This is a genomic window from Vibrio sp. Vb0598 (assembly GCF_033338935.1).
Classification (GTDB): Bacteria; Pseudomonadota; Gammaproteobacteria; order Enterobacterales; family Vibrionaceae; genus Vibrio; species Vibrio alginolyticus.
In genome coordinates this window covers 229,852-248,215 of the sequence record NZ_JAWOTP010000001.1, presented here as the reverse complement: position 1 = coordinate 248,215, position 18,364 = coordinate 229,852, and the positions used below count along the sequence as shown (strand labels likewise).

Genomic DNA, 18,364 nt, shown 5'->3' with positions numbered 1-18,364 from the left:
ATGATCAAGCCAATAGCTACTGTTTGCACTTGTAAGCATTTGCAAACATCGTCACTGACGTAGAAAAGCTCAACGGTTGATATAAGTACAAGGTATCTGCGCCTAAATCTGCCGCCTTGATGCGCATTTGGTTTAGCGTCCCCCAAACCATGTCTTTATCGGCGTGAAGCCAATAGTCGTAAAAGTGTCCTTCTGAGCCGATCACGGTACCCATTAGTTCACAGTTTTCAATCGCATTCACATTGTCCCAAAGCACCTGTACTTGCTCAGATTCTTGAGTTGGGAACGTCACACATCCCGTTAATGATGCCGCTAACGCGAGAGTCATCACTCGCTTTTTCATACTTATATCGCCAAAATTTTTCATAGATGGCAGATTTTATGAATGGCTGATGTGATGACTAGCAAAAACTTTTTATCGCGTGTTCAAGTAGAATTAATGGACAACGGAAAAGATCCAAAAGGTGATCATGCAGCTAGCGAGCAAAAACCTAATAATCACAGACCTAGCAATAAAGCTGTATCTGAGATACAACAGTAATGATTAAATAGCCGCGAGGGATAGAGTTTGGTTGCTAAAAATAAGCTAATTCGCTACACAGCTACGGAAGTCGCTGATGCATTTGACAAAGAAGATGAGCTCATTAAACAAGTTCAGTCCAACCAACTCTCGCAAGTGCTATTGCTTTGGCAAGTAAAAAGTCCAACGCTCGTGCTTCCCGCGGGTAAGAAATGGCCAGTGTCTAATGAGTTAGAACATGCGTTAAATACGTCTGGCTGGAAGCTCTTTTCTCGTAAAACCGGTGGTGCCCCAGTCCCTCAGGTGCCAGGTATTATCAATCTATCTCACATTTACCACTGGCCAGAAGGCGAGCCTTACAACATCAAAAAAGCGTATCTCGATTTATGTGCGATATTAACGGTTTTCTTTAAACAGCTCGGCGTGAAAGTGGATGTTCATGCTACGCCTTATTCCTACTGCGATGGCGAGTACAACCTCAACATTGGCGGGCAAAAAGTCGTGGGAACCGCGCAGCGTGTTTTACTTAAAAAAGGCGGCGGACAAGTGGTATTGTCACAAGCATGCATTCTGATTGATGCCGACGTCGAGAAGATTGTCGAACCAGTACGAATGTGTAATCAGCTTTGCGGTCACAGCGATGATATTCGTGGTGATGTCCACACACCGCTCTTCCATCATGTATCCGACCGCCCATCGGTAGATTCGCTCTTTCAGCAATTGACGAGTGCGTTTTTAACGCATGCAAAAGCGGAGTAATGAAAGGATCAAGCCTCCCCCTTGCTCCGAAAAGCATTCGATAAACTCAAACTGCATGCCGTGATAGCGATGTAAGAATGGGCATCGCCAACGTAAAACCATTCAATCGATCGATCAAACCAGTTATCAGTTTTGCCTGCCAAAAAGAAATGAGATCCAGTTCAAATATTTATCCATGACGGAATTAGTTGAAGCCTGCGCGTAAAAGCCTCAGAATGTCGCACTTTTCGTACCGATTTGTTTTCGGCGCGTTGTTATCTAACTCTACAATTGAGAATCATACATATGGGTTTTACCTCGTTAGGTCTATCTGCTCCAATCCTTAAAGCTATTCAAGAGAAAGGCTACGACACCCCTTCGCCAATTCAGGCAAAAGCAATTCCTGCTATTTTGGAAGGGAAAGACGTAATGGCAGCAGCGCAGACTGGTACAGGTAAAACTGCAGGCTTTACGCTACCGATTCTTGAGCGTTTATCGAATGGCCCTCGCGTTCGTGCTAACCAAGTTCGTGCACTTATCCTGACGCCAACGCGTGAACTTGCGGCTCAGGTGCAAGAAAACGTGTTTATGTACAGCCGTCACCTTCCACTAAGCAGTGCAGTTGTTTTTGGTGGTGTGAAGATCAACCCGCAAATGCAGCGTCTTCGCAAAGGTGCGGATGTGTTGGTAGCAACACCAGGCCGCCTGATGGATTTGTACAACCAAAATGCGGTGAAGTTCGACCAACTAGAAGTGCTGGTACTGGACGAAGCAGACCGCATGCTGGACATGGGCTTTATCCGCGATATTCGCAAAATCCTAGCCCTGCTACCAAAACAGCGTCAGAACCTACTTTTCTCGGCGACTTTCTCGGATGAAATCCGCGACCTTGCGAAAGGCTTGGTGAACAACCCGGTTGAGATTTCAGTGAACCCGGCGAACTCGACAGCGAGAACGGTTGAGCAAAGCATCTACCCAGCAGACGTGAAGAAGAAAGCACCGATGTTGGTTAAACTGATCAAAGACGGCGATTGGAAGCAAGTGCTGGTGTTTACGAAAACGAAACACGGCGCAAACCGTCTGGCGAAGTTCCTGATCGAACAAAATCTACCGGCTGCTGCCATCCACGGCAACAAGAGCCAAGGCGCACGTACCAAAGCACTGGCGGATTTCAAATCGGGTGAAATTCGTGTGTTGGTCGCGACGGACATTGCTGCGCGCGGTATCGATATTCCGCAATTACCGCAAGTGGTGAACTTTGAGCTACCTAAAGTGGCAGAAGACTACGTTCACCGTATTGGTCGTACTGGCCGCGCGGGCGAAGTAGGTAAAGCGATTTCACTCGTGTGTGCGCTAGAAGCATCTGAGTTGTTTGCGATTGAACGTTTGATTCAAGAAGTACTACCACGTAAAGAGCTGGAAGGTTTTGCGCCAACCAATGTGGTGCCAGAATCTAAACTGGATACTCGCCCAATCAAACCGAAAAAACCTAAGAAGCCGAAAAAACCAAAAGCGCCAAATGCTGCAAGTGAAAACGCCCCAGCAACCCATAAGAAATCAGGCAATGGTGCAAACAAACCTAAACGTCGCTTCAACGGCGGTAACAACGGCAACAAAAACAGCACCAACCAAGGCGGTGCGGGTAAGCCTAAAGGTAACCGTGAAGGCCAAGGTCGTGCACACAGCAAACCAGATGACCGTAAACCTAACGGCAACAAGCCAAATGACAATAAACCGAGTGGAAATAAACCAAACGGTAATAAGAGTGGCCACGCTGGTAAACCGTCTGGTAACCGCAAGCCAAACAATGCTAAGCCTGCAGGAAACAAACCGTCAGGTCAGCGCCGTAAACCTCGTCCGCAGGCTGCAAACTAATCTGTAAACGGCCACCGATAGCAAATACAACAAAGCCGCTGATAATCTCAGCGGCTTTGTTTTTCTTAGAACACAGTTTTCTAGAACACTGCTTTGTTAAAACAGCCTACATTAAAGGTGTGATTCGAATATCTGCGATTTGCGCTTCGTTCTTTTCACCCTCAATACCACCAGCGTAGATGTAGGTTTCATTCGATTTGAGGTAACTCATATTGAAGTGGTCCTTCAGCGCGATCTGATAGGTTTTCCCCTGCTCCAACGCTACTTCAATTGGCGTTGAGTAACGCATACCTTGGTTTTCACCAATATGGCCCATCTGCAAGTAACCTTGACCAACCACTTTACCTGCATCATCCAATACCTCTAACAGTTTCACGGTATTCGTGATGCCAGTATTAAGTTGCCCTAGGTTATTGTTGTACCAAGCATCGAACTGGTAAGTGCCCGTTACAGGGGCTGTAAACGACTCTGTACCTTTTACGATGCCACTGTCTTTACTCACCGTAACCACTGAGACATTATCTTTGAGTGGCTGATATTCGCCATCGAGTTTGATGCGGATCTCTTCACCGACACAAACTGGTTGGCTTGGGTTAGAACGGAAGCCTTTATCGTTAATGCTTTCAGCCAAATAACAAGCAAAACCTGTTGGCGTATCGGAATAAGATTGAGCAATCACGTTCTTTTGAATCAGCTCGCCATTGCGATACAAGTTCACGTTGTACTTGCTCGTCACGTCAATCGAAACCGAATTATCAACGCTTTTTACTACCAGTTTTGGCTCTTGCGGAGAATAAACGCGGCTATCTTCACTCACATACGGTTTCACACCAGAAACTAAAGTAATGCTGCTATCTACGTTCACTAGCGCGCCCAGTGTCACGTGGAAATGCCCCTCTTCGTCCATTGTGACATTTTCAACTGGGTAGTAGCCCGTTTCATCTTTGCTTACTTCAGGCAAATCAATGGTTACCGAATAGTTATTTCCTTTAAAGGCAAAGTTTTCCAACGTGATTTGTTCAGACTGAGCCAACAAGTTATTGCGCACCCAACTTGTGATAAATGGCTTCACTTCCAACTTACCCGTTTCGGTATGGATGCCGAATAGGGTCTCTACCACCATGTTCAAGTAGCCACCCACAGACCAAAGCTGACGCTGAGAGTTAATCACTGGGCCATCCAAGCTCTGGTCTTCGCCATGATCACTATGGATGATGAATGACTTACCAGAAAGCCACTCTAAGTTTTCCATGTTGGATAAATTAGTTGCCGTGCCACGAACCAACGATTGAATCGCATTGTTCGCCGCAGCCACGTTTTGTGTTTGATGCGCGGCGCGCAAGCTGTACGCGGTAACAAATGGCCAAATTGCGCGATTATGGTACACAGGCACGTCCGGTTGTTGAGGGAAGTAAACCGGCACGCCAAACTCACTGTGTGGGTAATTGGCCATGATTTGTTTCGCCTGCGCATCACTTGCCACGCCACTGATGATCGCCAACGCTTCGCCCAACATATCGTATTTGTCGACCGCAATGTCTTTGCCATTGTCAAACAAATAGCTTACGTACATACCGCGTTCGGCATTCCAAAACTGCTCGTTGATAGCGGTTTTTAACTGCTCAGCCCAATCGGTGTATTTGACCGCGCTGGTTGAGTCGTACTTCTCTGCCAACTTAGCCGCGAGATGAATCGCGCGGTAGTGAACCACGTTTGTCGATAACGCTTTGCTGCTCCCAATCGTATTGACATCGTTTGGCGTCCACGTTGAATACGTTTGCTCACGCCAATCGAGGAATGATTGTTCGCCAGTGTATAAACCAGATTTCGCATCAAAAGCCGCCAAGCGATCGGCTTCAAGTGTATTACTGATAGCGTTATATGCGCGCTCGGCAAACTGGTTGTACTCTTCCCCATTCAATGCCGAAAGTAAGCGTTCTGCACCAAGCGCCCAAGTCGTGCGGTCGGTACTGATTGGCCAGCTGCCGCCAGTGCCCGTATCTTGCACAATCTGCTCGCCATCATATTGCTGATCGGTCGTGTCGCGAAAAGCGGACAATTTGAAATTCAAACCATTTTGCACGCGAGTTGGATTCATCAATGCAAGCGAAAGGTCTGCTGCGTACGCCAAATCACGCGTCCATACGTAATGCCACTTCGCGCCCGTCTCAAAAACTTCCGCTTTGATTGGGTTGTTGTAGTTGTAATTGCCGTCTTTGATTTCAGAAACGGCAAGCTGGTCTAGCTCTTTCATCGTCAATGCAAACAACGCGTCAAACGCGACATCACCCGACACCACTCGCGGCCCTGTTTGCTCATTAATCACTAAGCCTTGGTCGAGCGCATCACGCAACTCTGTCGTCGTTGAAATACCAAATTCACGTAGCTCCGCTTTAGGATCTTTCACCGAGAAAATCACGGTATCACTCGAGTCATCGTAATTGGCGAACAGTTTCACTTCTTTGCTCTGATGCCCTTCATGCACCATTGCAGGGTCGAGAATCGCATCAGAGTAGTATTTTTCCGCTTCTTCTTGTGTTGCTTTCGTCACAGTCATTGTCGCGCGACTTTCATCGGCAAAGCTCACAGAAAACTTGTAATACCCTTTGTCTTCAAACGTGATCTCAGAGTTGCAATCATCGTTCATACACGCTTCATTCGTGTCTGGTTTTGGCAGGTACTCCTGAGCTTTATCGAACGCCGCGGGCTCCTCAAAGTAGGTGTATTGGATCTGCCAACCCGGATCAGCAATCTTGAACTGATTACTACCTCGAGCGACGCGCAGTACGGTTTCGTACTCGTTATTACCCAAATAGTTTAGCTTGGCATGCTCAGCCGTGCCCCAATCTCCATTTAAACCACGTAAATATAAGTCGGCTGAAATAATTGGTTTGTCGACCGGCACTGGCGCATCAGAAGAATCTGACCCACATCCAGCAAGACCAATACAAGACGCGACAGCAAGCGCAATAAAACTCGGTTTCATGTTCATCCCTTAGATTGTTGTTTTGGCGACAGTCTAAAGAACACCTTTTTGAGGGGAAAATAGGAAGTCAGGAGCGAGCTATAGATAACATCTATACGTCAAACCCCAACAGTGATGTAGATCTATGAAATGCGCATAATTTCAATCAAATGAGATTACAGATTTGTGATTTATAAATGAAATTGTGCAAAATACCCCTCGTTCTTAGAGGGGAAAGAAAATGGACAAATCTCTGCAGCAATTTTTACTGGTTGCACGCTGCCAAAGCATCAGCGCTGCGGCAAGAATGGCAGGGTTAAGCCAGCCAACGGTAACAAGCAATTTAAAGAAGCTGGAAGAGAATCTCGGCGTGACGCTGTTTGAACGTCACCCTAATGGCATGGTATTGACCGAATACGGACGCATCCTCTATCGCCATAGCAACGCGATGCAGCATGAATACAACCAAATGATGCAAAGCATTGATGAACGGAAACAATACCAAGTCGGAAAAATTAAAATGGGTACTGGCGATGCGTGGTGGCCGCTGTTCGTCAAAAAAGCACTCAATGAACATCTGAGCAAGCAGCCATCGGCATCTACGCACGTCGAATTTGGCAACCACTTAGGCTTGATGGATTCATTAATCAGCGAACAGATTGAATTCTTCATCGGCCACGAGATTGTCGGCTTGTCGTCTAAATGTGATGTTACGTTTATTCCGCTATTTCAAACGGTTGATGCCTATTTTGTTTCCCCAAACCACCCACTTCTAGGGAAAACCGTCACCGAAGATATGCTGCACGAATACCCCGCTCTTTCGGTCACTTATGACGCTAAGAAATTCGCTCACGTCATCGATAACCCAATCCCGAAGCAAAATGAACGCGAAAGGCAGCAACTGGATGACAGACCGACTTACGAAGTGGATTCTCTGCTCGCCAGTATTGATGTACTGAAAGAAAGCGTCGCGGTGATGTCTTATACCGGCCACCTCAAACCGTATTTGGAATCCTTTGGCTTACGATGCTTAACCATGGAAAACGAACCAAACCCTGGCACCGTCGGGATTTATCGCCACCGCCGAGAAACCTCTGAATCGCATCTAGATCTGATTGCTGGCATCACTCAGCGCGCTAAATTGCTCAACTAGAAAGTCCAAAAACAGGCGAACTCTTTTCGGTTGATATTGGCGGCTTTGATAAATGACATGTAGATCCGCTTCAGCGCCTTGCGAAAAGGCGCTGAAGTTTTTCATATACCCATCCAAAACCGTTACTAAACGTTGTTTTTTGAGGTCTTGCTGAATATCTAAAATCGATTTCAATGCAATCCCCGCACCGTCCAACGCCCATTGTCGAATCACTTCACCATCATCAGAAAATCGCTTTGGCGTGACCGTGATCGATTGGTGAGACTCTTCATCTTTAAAGTGCCACGTTTTTAATTCTTCATTGCTGCGCACCATGGCTAAGCAGCGATGATCCGCGAGATCTTGTGGACAGTTTGGGACACCTTGCTTCGACAAATAGTCAGGTGATGCGCACAGCACGCGTTGACTCGACGCCAGCCTGCGCGAAATGAGATTGCTGTCCGCTAACTCACCGTAACGAATCACTAAATCGAGCCCCGATTCAGCCAAGTTCGATAAATTGTCATTAAGATAAAGATAAGGCGTCACATCCGGATATTGCTCAGAAAAAGCCGACACCATAGGCGAAATAATTTGTTTGCCAATATCTCGTGGAGCTGAAATTTTCAACGTTCCGCGCACTTGCGAAATACCCGTTTGCAGTAAGTTTTCCGTCTCTTTCACGCTATCAATGATGTTCAGACAAGCTTGATGGTACATTGCCCCTGCGTCCGTGAGTGATACGTGGCGTGTGCTTCGGTTGAGCAGCTTTACGCCATAGCGTTCTTCTATCGCTTGCAGCCTTGCCGTTACCGTCGCCGGAGACAAACCTAACTCCCTTCCCGCCGCTGCCAGACCTTGATGTTTAACGATGTTGACAAACAACGTCATATCCGAAAACTTATCCATCTTCGCGCCCTTATTGTTTGGAAAAACTGAATAATTAATTCAGATATTACCCAATTATCAAATTAAGTCGAATCCATATACTGACCCTATCGACATTGTTTAGACCCAGAACATTATGTGACAGGGCAAAGTTAAACGCCGTAACGCTGTTCAACGCACAACAACACGCCCTGCCCAGCCAAGAGATAGGAAACAAAAAATGAAACTGTACATTTATGAACATTGCCCCTTTAGCGCCCGCGTCCGTTTTGTTGCAGGCATGCTGAATATTCAACTCGACGTCATCAACATTGCTTATGACGACGAGAGCACCACCACAAACATCATCGGCGCAAAACAAGTTCCTCTTTTGATCAAAGACGATGGTGAAGCCATGGCGGAAAGCTTAGACATCATCAACTACTTCCTTGAATTGGCATCTTCCAGCGAAAAAAGCCAACCCTCAACACCGGTTTTAGACTGGCAAAAACAAGCGTTTTTACCGCTACAAAAAGTCGGGTATCCGCGTTGGTCAAACATGACGTTACCGGAATTTGCAACAGAAACCGCTAAACAAGCATGGCGTGCAAAAAAAGAAACCGAAGCGTTAAATTTTGAAGCTTTGATTAACGATACACCTGCGATTGCGAAAGAAGTCGCCGCTTTGATAGAACAAACTAAACCCTTGCTCAACCTAAGTTCAGAAAAGCAAACGTCACTGGTTGATCAGGCCATTATGTTCTCCATTCTACGCGGCTTTTTCAGTGCGCCCGAAGTGCAATGGGATCCAGCCGTACTTCACTGGATGGCAACCGCTCGTAAAGCGACCAACGTGCCAGTACTTATCTAAGGAGCGCATCATGAAACAAAGAACAAATAAGCTGTTTGAACCAGCTCAACTGAAAGCGTTGTCACTACAAAACCGCATTGTCATGGCACCAATGACTCGCGCACGCACCACTCAGCCGGGCAACATCCCGAATGAGATGATGGCAACGTATTATCAACAGCGCGCTTCTGCCGGGCTGATCATTTCCGAAGCCACACAAATTTCGGACGATTCTCAAGGCTATTCGTTCACACCTGGCGTTTACACCGATGCGCAAGTGGCGGGCTGGCAAGGTGTGACCCAAGCGGTCAAATTACAAGGCGCAGCGATGTTTTGTCAGCTATGGCATGTGGGCAGAGTGTCTCACCCAACATTCCAAAATGGTGAACAGCCTATCGCACCATCTGCGCTCGCTCCGGTAGAGACGCAAGTTTGGATTGCAGATGAACAAGGCAACGGCAATATGGTCGATTGTGTTGAGCCACGCGCAATGACACAAGCGGATATCAACCGAGTTGTCGGTGATTTCGCGAACGCAGCCAAACGCGCTATTGAATCGGGTTTTGATGGTGTAGAAATCCACGGCGGGAATGGGTATCTGATCGATCAGTTCTTAAGAACCAACTCAAACCATCGAACAGACAACTACGGCGGTTCACGAGAAAATCGTATCCGTTTTCTTATCGAAGTGGTGGATGCAGTTATCGCCGCTGTTGGTGCGCATCGAGTTGGAGTGAGATTGGCACCATTCATTACGTTTAAAGATATGGACTGCCCAGATATCGTGCCGACGATCCTAGAGGCATCAAAACAGCTACAGGAGCGCGACATTGCCTACTTGCACTTGTCCGAGGCCGATTGGGCCGATGCACCAACGATTCCCGAGACGTTTCGAATCGAACTTAGAAAGCGCTTTCGCAACGCTATCATTGTCGCAGGTCGCTACAATCCTCAGCGAGCAGACGAAGTGTTAGAGAAAGGCTACGCGGATCTTGTCGCATTCGGACGACCATTCGTAGCAAACCCAGACTTAGTCTCTCGCTTGCAACATCACCATCCGTTGGCAGAACTCGATGGCTCAACGTTGTTTGGCGGAAACGAACGAGGCTACACCGATTACCCTGCTCTGCAACGGGAATGCGCAGAACAAGCCTAACAAAAAAAGCCCCAACCTAGCTGCTACGGTTGGGGCTGTCACCAAACTAAAATTGGTTTTAGCTAGCTTAATCTGGCTAAGAGTTAAATCACTTCTAACGCGCCGCTGCGCCAAGGTTCGATCACCACTTTGATGTGATCATTTGGCGTCATTAACTGTGTAAATGCGTCTTCGACACCGTCGATTCCCACTTTGGCGGTGAGCATTTTCTGCCAAGGCAACGTGTGTTCGGCAATCGCTTGTAGGCATTGCTCAAACTCGTGCGGTTGGTAGTAGTAAGAGAATCTCAAATCGAGCTCTTTTACCGTCGCGTACGCGTAGTTAATGATTGCGGGTGTAGTATGGATACCCGAGATGACGATTCGCGTTCGGGCAGGGGCGCGGCGCAGAAAATCGTCAATCAAAGTATGCTTGCCAACACACTCGTAAATGACCAGACGTGAGTTCATCGCGTACTGCTCACCAACGGCGATCTCGTCTTCCTTAGTCGGGTTGATCAATCGATTTGCGCCAAACTCACTAGCAAGTAGCAGCTTCTCTTCCTGAAGATCGACCGCAAGAATATTGCTGACGCCGCGTTGTTTGAGCGCTGCAATCACCGCCAGCCCTATAGGGCCGCAACCGACAACCAGCGCGGTTTCTTCCGTTTCGATTTCACTGCGATTGACCGCGTGCAAACCGACCGCCAGTGGTTCGGTCAATGCCGCCGCCTCAGACGGCATTTCGTCTGGGACAGGTAGCAATAACGCTTCATCAAGCAGGAAGTACTCAGAGTAAGCGCCATAAGTACCCGGAGTAACACCAACGCCCGCGCCATTTTGACTGAGCAACATCGGTACTGAGGTGACTCGGCTACCAACAGCCAACGTCTGTTGAGTGTCAGATCCGTATTCGACAATTTCCGCGCAGAACTCATGCCCCAACATCACTTGAGCGTGCTCACCGGCTTCATCAGGCATCAACCCGAGCTGGTGGAATACATCAAATACCTCATCCGCGTGTCGAGTAATGTGAAGGTCGGAGCCACAAATGCCACAAGCTAGACTACGAACCAACACTTGTCCCGCTGCAGGTTTGGGGATTTCGACTTGCTTCAGGCGGACACTACCATCCTGCATTACGATACTGTTCATCTGTTGCATGGGGTTACTCCGCTAGCTCATCGCTGAGGCCAGCAATCGCACCCGGTTTGATGTAGCGCGCGGTGAAGCCTTGTGCTTTCGCTGTTGCAATAACAACTTGCTCAATCCAACCCGCATCCATGATATTGATGAAGTTACCTTCTTCGTCAAAGTTAATGTTTGCACCTTGGATCACCATAAATCCGTCGGCACCGCCTGAGCTTTCAGGGCAGTGGAAGGTATGAATCGAACCGCCCGGCTCATATAAGTAGCTGCCAGCGGTTTGAACTTGGTCTGGATACTCGATGTAGTGCCAAGCGCCGCTCAGGGTATAGAAGTGCACCACACCAGTGTGGTAGTGCTTAGGCAGAGTGATACCCGGTTTGAATTTGGCGCGAACCACCCAAGTACCGTTTTCTGGGTCTAGAAACAACGGGTAAACATCAACACCCGGTAGCGCGTCTTTGATGATCGACTCTTCATTAGTATTAAGAGTTAATAAGAAATCTTGGTGCTGAATAACTTCTGGTAATGACATAACTTACATCCTCGCTATTGCTGTAATGTGGCGTACTCGCCTATCCCATAAGTGGGTACTTAAAATTCTCGAAACCGTCAGATGCGCTGATGGTACAACCGTTGATACAGTTGGCTTTCTCGCTGACCAGAAACGCCACCACATCAGCAATCTCTTCTGGTTGTGTGAAGTTTTGACGCATCTGTTCTTTGCGGATGTGGTTCCATAGGCCAATCTCTTCGTATTGCCTTAACATCGGAGTATCAACGCGTCCCGGAGCGACGGTGCAAACACGAATACCCAATGGTGCCAGTTCTAATGCAGCGCATTTGGTCATCATGTCGACCGCTGCTTTGCTGACGTTGTAGGTAAAAGTCATCTCAGACGCCATTCGTGCGTAAACAGACGATGTATTAAGAACTACGCCCGGTGTGCCTTGTGCTTGGAATTGTCGCCCAGCGGCGAGAATGCCGTAGTAGACACCATTTTGGTTGACCTTTGAGATCGGCTCAAAATCGGCAATTGGGTCGTGGTCAAGCAGAGGTTTCGGTGCGCCGATGCCCGCGTTGTTGATCATGATATCGAGCGAGCCAAACTGTTCGACCGCACACTTCACCATAGCTTCAACTTGTTGGTAATCGGTGACGTCCGCGACAAAGGTTCCCAACTGCTTTGAGTCAAAACTTGTGTACATTTGCAGTGATTGTTCTGAAATATCGACAGCAAGCACTTTGGCTCCTTGCTCTCTCAGCTTCGCAATGATGGCTTGGCCAATTCCACCAGCCGCCCCAGTCACAATGGCCGTTTTATTGATAAGTTCCATACTGCTTCTCATCCATGCGTTGTTGTTATCAAAATGTAACTTAAATCAACTAACTGATACTCACTTGACCTTTTGCGAAGTAAATTTGATATATTGCGATTTACAACTTATTAACATTTAAGAATCGAGACATGTATATCGTACGAAGTGGCGCTGCCGATAAATTTGATAGCTTGGTTTCAGAATTAGGTCAGAATCCGCAAGAGATAATGGCCGCTGTTGGCCTGTCTGCCGCGCAGTTTCGCGATCCCGATACCTATCTCGCCTACCCTAGGTTGGCTGAATTACTGGAAGAAGCGGCTGCTCGTTGTCAGCAACCGTTGTTTGGTGCGTTACTCGCCGAGCGCCAAAACCTGCAAAGTTTAGGCGATTTGCCGATGCTGGTTTCTCGCGCAGAAACGGTCGGTGATGCATTGGCGCGGGTGAATGATTTTCTCTATCTGCATTCGTCAGGCGTTACTCTCAACATGACGCCACAAGATGATTGGGTACGATTGTCGCTCAGTATTGATGTGCACAGCGAACGCGGTATCGCACAGTTGATGCAGTTGAGTGTATCGCATCTGGCGATGTTTATTGCCAGTCTGCTTGATATTGAAGCGAGCCACTTCTCTTTACACCTCACCCAACACGCAAGCTTCGAGGCAGAACAGAGCGAATTTGCCCAGCAGAACAAACTGCGTTTCGGTGATAAGTTTGACGGTATCCTACTTAAAGCGACTCTGCTCAACGCTAAGAACCACCAAGATGAAGACGCACTAGAGCGCCATTTTCAACAGCACCTCAAAGAGCTGCAAACCCGTTACCCCAACAATCTCAGTGACCAAGCGGCAAACATGATTGGTCGTTTGCTCTCAACCGGAGAATGCAGCGTTGAGCGCGTTGCAAGAGCATTGGACCTGCATCCGAGAATGCTGCAAAGCAAGCTGAAACAGCAGGGCACAAGTTATCGACAGCTATTGCAGCAAGTGCGTCAGGATTTCGCTGAGCAGCGTTTAAGTGAGAATATTCAGAGTATTACCGATATCGCGTTGCAATTGGGTTATGCCGAAACTGCGGTCTTCAGCCGCCACTTTCGTCGCTGGACGGGAAAATCGCCAAGGCAATGGCGACAAGAAAAAACTCAGTTACAAACGTTTAAGCCCATCAGTTAAAAGCATAAATAACCTATCGTTCAAACCAAAAAGTGTGAGGTGGGAGGGTTGGTATCGAGAATTTCAGCAATCACAGATAACCCGTGTTTGATGTAGCCTCGGTTTGTTTCTGCTCCCAAGCTGATTCGCACGTAAGGCATTGGCTGATTAGTATCGAGAACAAACGGTTTATATTCAGTGATCTGCACCCCTGAACGCTTAGCCGAAGCAACCAGATCATCGCTATTCCACTGCTCGGGTAGTCTCAACCAAATGTGCTGTCCATTCGGGTGCGAGCTATAAACATGCCCTTCTAAAGCGGCTTTTGCTATTCGCTGTCGCTTGGCAAACTCATTGACTTGAAAGCGAATAAGTCGATTTAACGTACCGTTTTCGATCCACAAATGAGCAACTTCAAATGGTAATGGAGTCGCAGACCAACTCGTTGCCGCTAAACGACCAATCGCGTGCTGCAAAAAATGACGTGGGACCGTCAGATAGCCAGTGCGCATGCCTGGCGCTACAACTTTGGTTAAACTGGTGACATAGAAAGCTTGTTCGGGTAACAATGTGGCAAGGGGTGGGACACGGTTAGGTTCTAGTGCTCCATACACGTCATCTTCAATTACATAGATGTCGTATTGCTGCGCAATATTCGCTATCGCCTCTCGGCGTTCAACATCCATATGCGCACTAGTCGGGTTAGCCATGCTCGGTGTGCAACACAATACCTTGATTGGTTTGTGTTTACATGCCCATTCAAATGCATCCGGCGTTATACCAAACTCATCCATTTCAAGTGGTTGCAACTTAAATCCAAGCATTCTCGAGCGAGAGATCAAGCCATGATCAACCAAGTGACCACAAGCAACTAAATCGCCGTGTTCAACAACTGTGCTTAAAGCCAACGTTAAACCATGGCATGCGCCATTTGTGAGTAATATTTGATCGGCACCCACATCCAACCCTTGGCTACTTAGAAATCGTGCTCCTGACTCAATATGATGAGGCTGACCTGTTACCGGCTTTGCTTTACTGATCAAACCACGATTGTTTGTTTGCCCAGCAATCTCCATTAACGCCTGATTAAAAAGCGTAATGTGGCGATCGGTCACCACTGGATGTGCAATCGACATATCAATTTCATCCGGCGTTTCTTTCATCTCTTGTGTCAGCATGAACTCCGTGTCCGTACTTTCATCCACAAAACCTGATTTGACAAAAGTACCATTCCCAACCCAAGACTCGATCGCCCCTTTTTTCTCTGCATAACCATATGCATGGCTCACCGTTTGTACGCTGACGCCAATTTGCTCTGCAAACTCACGATGTGTGGGTAATCGAGTCCCCGGTTTTAGATAACCATTGCGGACACATTCGACAAGATAGTTACCAATGGAGATGTATTTAGCGGTGCCTGGCCGAATGATCGGGTTCAAAGAAATTGTCATGACACAATATTTTAATTGATTCATTTTTAACGCTCATTGTAACTTCTGTTTAACAAATGGCGAACTTTAACTCACAAAACGAGGTGAAATGCACAAAAATAAACCACAATTGTAATGATTGACATGAAATGTATGGGTTAAACAAACATGTTAAATAGCATCGTTCAATCCAAATACAACCCCAGAGGTAAATTGCAATCATTTTTAACGCAGATCTGGCTAGCTGGTAGAAGGTAGAAATACCTCAGCGTCTCCGAAGGCCCATAAGGCGTCGGATTTCTAACAAGGAGAAAATATGAGAGGCGTTGCTTTGCATTTTACACTGGATGAGTTCCAGGATCGGTTAACGAAAGTTCGGCAATCGATGGAAGAAAGAGAATTGGATGTCCTTATCATTCATGACCCTTCTAACATGGCGTGGCTGACAGGCTATGATGGGTGGTCTTTTTACGTGCCACAATGTGTCGTTGTTGGTCCATCTGATGAACCTGTTTGGTTTGGACGCTGCCAAGATGCCAACGGAGCATACAGGACTGCGTATATGTCGGCAGAAAACATTACCTACTATCCAGACCATTATGTAATGAACCCGCCGTTACACCCGATGGATTTCCTAGTCGAAGCCGTACTGGCTCCGCGCCTTTGGGATCGTGGTCGTATCGGCGTAGAAAAAGATAACTATTACTTTAGCGCCACCGCTTACGAATCACTCACTACGCACCTACCGAATGCTCAACTTCTCGATGCAACCGGACTAGTCAACTGGTGCCGCGCCGTTAAATCCGATCAAGAACTGGCGTACATGTACCGTGCCGCTCGCATTGTTGAAAATATGCACCGCGTCGCGTTCGACATGATTGAACCCGGATTACCGAAACACCACCTTGTTGCCGAGATTAACCGCCAAGCCGTGCTCGGGCATGAAGACCACTTTGGCGATTACACCGCGATTGTGCCGCTTTTGCCATCAGGTTCTGATGCTTCCGCACCTCACCTGACTTGGGATGACAGACCCTTCAAGAAAGGCGAAGGGACGTTTTTTGAAATCGCAGGGGCGCACCGCCGTTACCATTGCCCACTCTCACGCACTATTTTTCTTGGCGAGCCTGACGACAAGTTCAAACGAGCCGACGAAGCCCTAACTTTAGGACTTGAAGCAGGCCTAAAAGTGGCAAAGCCCGGAAATACCTGCGCCGACATCGCCAATGCACTAAACCAGGTTCTCGATAAAGCGGGATTCTCACGCGAAGGCGCCCGTTGTGGCTATCCAATAGGTTTGAGCTACCCGCCAGATTGGGGGGAACGAACCATGAGTTTGCGAGACACCGATAAAACCATCTTGAGAGAAGGCATGACATTCCATTTTATGCCGGGGCTGTGGTTCAAAGATTGGGGGTTAGAAACAACGGAAAGTATCGTCATTACCCATGATGGAGCAAAAACGCTATGTGACTTTCCACGCCACTTATTTGTTAAACACTAATTTTTCAAACCTCAAGCTCTGTTGAGCTAGATCTGAGAACTAAAAGGACTTGATATGCAAAAAAGCTCGATCACAGCCACCATAGACTTTGACCGAGAAGGTGTACAGCACGGCTTTTTAACGCTGCCCTATTCACATGACGACTCCGCTTGGGGAAGTATTATGATACCTATCACCGTGATCAAAAATGGTCACGGACCAACCGCACTGCTTACTGGCGGTAATCACGGAGACGAATACGAAGGCATCACCAGCCTGCTAAAATTGACGAACTCGCTTCAAGCAGATCAAATCCAAGGTCGTGTCATTATTGTACCCATGATGAACTTACCTGCGGTACAAAATGCCTCACGTACGTCGTTTATCGATAAAGGGAATTTAAATCGCAGCTTTCCCGGTAACCCCATAGGCACAGTGACCGAGAAAATTGCGGATTATTTTACTCGTTACCTAGTTCCTAAGTGCGATTTTGCGTTAGACATTCACTCAGGTGGTAAAACGTTAGATATCGTGCCGTTCGCCGCTGCCCATCGTCTCGACAATCTCGATCAAGAAGAAGCCTGCTTATTAGGTGCAAAACTGTTTGGCGCACCTTACACCATGATCTTGCTCGAAATGGACGCCACCAGCCTGTATGACACTGCCGTGGAGTCTCAGGGAAAAATCTTTGTTACCACCGAACTAAGAGGAGGCGGAACCAGCACTCCAGAAACCATCGCTTATTCCGACCGTGGCATTCGCAACTTCTTACGCTTCTCAGGCAACTTGCCCGGTGACTACGAACAACCAACCCAACCAACTAAGTTATTAGATATGCCTGATGCAAGTTGTTATGTGCAAAGCCAGCACCACGGCATCACAGAATACTTATTTGATCTTGGCGATACCGTCAAAAAGGGAGATGTATTAGTGAGAATCTTCTCGACCGAGCGCACAGGTACCGCCCCCGTTGAGTACAAGTCACAGCGCAATGGTATTTTCGCGGCACGTCGTTTTCCTGCTATGGTGAATATCGGTGACACTATCGCAGTTATAGCCGAAGACTGCGGCGAGATAGGCTGATTGAAAAGCCAACTAAAGAAATCAAAACAAATGGCATACCAGAAGCAAACTGGAAAGCACCTTATAACAGCGACCAGTCATCAGCCTTTATGAAATGATTAGTATTCAACAGGGAGACTCATAATGCGCCTCGATCGCTACGACGTAAAAATTCTACAAATACTTCATGATAATGGTCGTATCACCAAATCTCACCTTGCCGAGGCCATCAACCTATCCGTGAGCCCTTGCTGGGAGCGCGTCAAAAAACTGGAAGAAGCAGGCATCATTGAAGGTTACGGAGCAAAAGTAAATACCGATATTTTGTTCAAACGAACGTCGGTTATGGTTGAAGTTACGCTCAAAGAACACAACGCCCAAGCGTTCAAACGCTTCGAGCAACTGGTTCAACATTCACCAGAAGTCACTGATTGCTATGCCACGGGCGGTGGTATCGATTACATCCTTAAAATTCAGTCAGAAGATATCGACCAATATCAGCGGCTTATCGACAACTGGTTAGACTCAGATGTGGGCATTGAGCGCTACTTTACTTACATTGTGACAAAAACAATCAAACGTGATGCGGGCACATTCGAAGTAAACCAAAACGCTTTGTTATAAAAGGGAAAATGCGTATCAGGCGTGAACAGAAAAAACACCATATTTAACGGCACTAAAAAGAAAGTTCT

16 protein-coding genes are annotated in these 18,364 nt (G+C 47.3%); 9 read left to right on the top strand and 7 right to left on the bottom strand.

Features of this window, described 5'->3' with window-relative positions; genetic code table 11:
- Nucleotides 1-16 precede the first annotated feature (16 nt).
- Nucleotides 17-343: a DUF4156 domain-containing protein gene (locus tag R7Q38_RS01160; protein WP_025767966.1), complete on the bottom strand. Its 327-nt coding sequence runs from the start codon at nt 341-343 to the stop codon at nt 17-19.
- Between the two features lie 225 nt (nt 344-568).
- On the opposite strand from R7Q38_RS01160, the gene R7Q38_RS01155 reads away from it, so the two are divergent.
- Complete coding sequence (locus tag R7Q38_RS01155) at nt 569-1,279, top strand: biotin/lipoate A/B protein ligase family protein (protein WP_005373753.1); 711 nt, start codon at nt 569-571, stop codon at nt 1,277-1,279.
- Between the two features lie 285 nt (nt 1,280-1,564).
- On the top strand, nt 1,565-3,133 hold the full coding sequence (locus R7Q38_RS01150; RefSeq protein WP_239938761.1) for a DEAD/DEAH box helicase: 1,569 nt from the start codon (nt 1,565-1,567) through the stop codon (nt 3,131-3,133).
- Between the two features lie 106 nt (nt 3,134-3,239).
- Here the strand turns inward: R7Q38_RS01150 and R7Q38_RS01145 are convergent, their stop codons facing one another.
- The gene (locus R7Q38_RS01145) at nt 3,240-6,119 is read right to left on the bottom strand and encodes an amylo-alpha-1,6-glucosidase (RefSeq protein WP_239938759.1); all 2,880 of its coding nucleotides are present in this window, start codon (nt 6,117-6,119) and stop codon (nt 3,240-3,242) included.
- Between the two features lie 220 nt (nt 6,120-6,339).
- Here R7Q38_RS01145 and R7Q38_RS01140 point away from each other — a divergent pair, with 220 nt between their 5' ends.
- Nucleotides 6,340-7,251 (top strand): LysR family transcriptional regulator, encoded by a 912-nt coding sequence (locus R7Q38_RS01140; protein WP_053307204.1) that lies wholly within the window; start codon nt 6,340-6,342, stop codon nt 7,249-7,251.
- On the opposite strand, the gene R7Q38_RS01135 is transcribed toward R7Q38_RS01140, so the two are convergent.
- Complete coding sequence (locus tag R7Q38_RS01135) at nt 7,204-8,139, bottom strand: LysR family transcriptional regulator (protein WP_239938757.1); 936 nt, start codon at nt 8,137-8,139, stop codon at nt 7,204-7,206. The genes R7Q38_RS01140 and R7Q38_RS01135 overlap by 48 nt on opposite strands.
- A gap of 199 nt (nt 8,140-8,338) precedes the next feature.
- Here R7Q38_RS01135 and grxB point away from each other — a divergent pair, with 199 nt between their 5' ends.
- Nucleotides 8,339-8,968 (top strand): glutaredoxin 2, encoded by a 630-nt coding sequence (grxB, locus tag R7Q38_RS01130; RefSeq protein WP_025536479.1) that lies wholly within the window; start codon nt 8,339-8,341, stop codon nt 8,966-8,968.
- 10 nt (nt 8,969-8,978) lie between these two features.
- Nucleotides 8,979-10,103 (top strand): alkene reductase, encoded by a 1,125-nt coding sequence (locus R7Q38_RS01125; protein WP_239938755.1) that lies wholly within the window; start codon nt 8,979-8,981, stop codon nt 10,101-10,103.
- Nucleotides 10,104-10,186: 83 nt separating this feature from the next.
- On the opposite strand, the gene R7Q38_RS01120 is transcribed toward R7Q38_RS01125, so the two are convergent.
- Genes R7Q38_RS01120 through R7Q38_RS01110 form a run of 3 tightly spaced genes read right to left on the bottom strand, consistent with a single transcriptional unit; the run spans nt 10,187 to nt 12,564 of the window.
- Nucleotides 10,187-11,245 carry a zinc-binding dehydrogenase gene (locus R7Q38_RS01120; RefSeq protein WP_318113969.1) on the bottom strand — a complete coding sequence of 353 codons (1,059 nt, stop codon included), beginning with the start codon at nt 11,243-11,245 and terminating at the stop codon, nt 10,187-10,189.
- 4 nt (nt 11,246-11,249) lie between these two features.
- On the bottom strand, nt 11,250-11,762 hold the full coding sequence (locus tag R7Q38_RS01115; protein ID WP_005479856.1) for a 2,4'-dihydroxyacetophenone dioxygenase family protein: 513 nt from the start codon (nt 11,760-11,762) through the stop codon (nt 11,250-11,252).
- A 40-nt stretch (nt 11,763-11,802) separates the two neighbouring features.
- Nucleotides 11,803-12,564: an SDR family oxidoreductase gene (locus R7Q38_RS01110; protein WP_318113968.1), complete on the bottom strand. Its 762-nt coding sequence runs from the start codon at nt 12,562-12,564 to the stop codon at nt 11,803-11,805.
- A gap of 131 nt (nt 12,565-12,695) precedes the next feature.
- Between R7Q38_RS01110 and R7Q38_RS01105 the strand changes: the two genes are divergently transcribed.
- Nucleotides 12,696-13,718, top strand: coding sequence for a helix-turn-helix transcriptional regulator (locus R7Q38_RS01105; RefSeq protein WP_239938751.1), 1,023 nt, complete (start codon nt 12,696-12,698; stop codon nt 13,716-13,718).
- 20 nt (nt 13,719-13,738) lie between these two features.
- Here the strand turns inward: R7Q38_RS01105 and R7Q38_RS01100 are convergent, their stop codons facing one another.
- Nucleotides 13,739-15,172: a PLP-dependent aminotransferase family protein gene (locus R7Q38_RS01100; RefSeq protein WP_318113966.1), complete on the bottom strand. Its 1,434-nt coding sequence runs from the start codon at nt 15,170-15,172 to the stop codon at nt 13,739-13,741.
- Nucleotides 15,173-15,443: 271 nt separating this feature from the next.
- Between R7Q38_RS01100 and doeA the strand changes: the two genes are divergently transcribed.
- The 3 genes from doeA (at nt 15,444) to R7Q38_RS01085 (ending at nt 18,296) form a co-directional block, all read left to right on the top strand.
- A complete protein-coding gene (gene doeA / locus R7Q38_RS01095) occupies nt 15,444-16,631 on the top strand; it encodes an ectoine hydrolase DoeA (protein WP_005373780.1) in 1,188 nt (395 codons plus the stop codon).
- A gap of 54 nt (nt 16,632-16,685) precedes the next feature.
- Nucleotides 16,686-17,693 (top strand): N(2)-acetyl-L-2,4-diaminobutanoate deacetylase DoeB, encoded by a 1,008-nt coding sequence (gene doeB, locus R7Q38_RS01090; protein ID WP_239938747.1) that lies wholly within the window; start codon nt 16,686-16,688, stop codon nt 17,691-17,693.
- A gap of 123 nt (nt 17,694-17,816) precedes the next feature.
- A complete protein-coding gene (locus R7Q38_RS01085; RefSeq protein ID WP_005387046.1) occupies nt 17,817-18,296 on the top strand; it encodes an Lrp/AsnC family transcriptional regulator in 480 nt (159 codons plus the stop codon).
- Nucleotides 18,297-18,364: the final 68 nt, after the last annotated feature.

Coding starts and splice junctions, on each gene's coding strand:
- R7Q38_RS01115 (WP_005479856.1), bottom strand. CDS start 11,762: ATGTCATTACCAGAAGTTATTCAGCACCAAGATTTCTTATTAACTCTT.
- R7Q38_RS01145 (WP_239938759.1), bottom strand. CDS start 6,119: ATGAAACCGAGTTTTATTGCGCTTGCTGTCGCGTCTTGTATTGGTCTT.
- doeB (WP_239938747.1), top strand. CDS start 16,686: ATGCAAAAAAGCTCGATCACAGCCACCATAGACTTTGACCGAGAAGGT.
- R7Q38_RS01135 (WP_239938757.1), bottom strand. CDS start 8,139: ATGGATAAGTTTTCGGATATGACGTTGTTTGTCAACATCGTTAAACAT.
- R7Q38_RS01120 (WP_318113969.1), bottom strand. CDS start 11,245: ATGCAACAGATGAACAGTATCGTAATGCAGGATGGTAGTGTCCGCCTG.
- R7Q38_RS01160 (WP_025767966.1), bottom strand. CDS start 343: ATGAAAAAGCGAGTGATGACTCTCGCGTTAGCGGCATCATTAACGGGA.
- grxB (WP_025536479.1), top strand. CDS start 8,339: ATGAAACTGTACATTTATGAACATTGCCCCTTTAGCGCCCGCGTCCGT.
- R7Q38_RS01100 (WP_318113966.1), bottom strand. CDS start 15,172: ATGAATCAATTAAAATATTGTGTCATGACAATTTCTTTGAACCCGATC.
- R7Q38_RS01125 (WP_239938755.1), top strand. CDS start 8,979: ATGAAACAAAGAACAAATAAGCTGTTTGAACCAGCTCAACTGAAAGCG.
- R7Q38_RS01105 (WP_239938751.1), top strand. CDS start 12,696: ATGTATATCGTACGAAGTGGCGCTGCCGATAAATTTGATAGCTTGGTT.
- R7Q38_RS01140 (WP_053307204.1), top strand. CDS start 6,340: ATGGACAAATCTCTGCAGCAATTTTTACTGGTTGCACGCTGCCAAAGC.
- doeA (WP_005373780.1), top strand. CDS start 15,444: ATGAGAGGCGTTGCTTTGCATTTTACACTGGATGAGTTCCAGGATCGG.
- R7Q38_RS01150 (WP_239938761.1), top strand. CDS start 1,565: ATGGGTTTTACCTCGTTAGGTCTATCTGCTCCAATCCTTAAAGCTATT.
- R7Q38_RS01085 (WP_005387046.1), top strand. CDS start 17,817: ATGCGCCTCGATCGCTACGACGTAAAAATTCTACAAATACTTCATGAT.
- R7Q38_RS01110 (WP_318113968.1), bottom strand. CDS start 12,564: ATGGAACTTATCAATAAAACGGCCATTGTGACTGGGGCGGCTGGTGGA.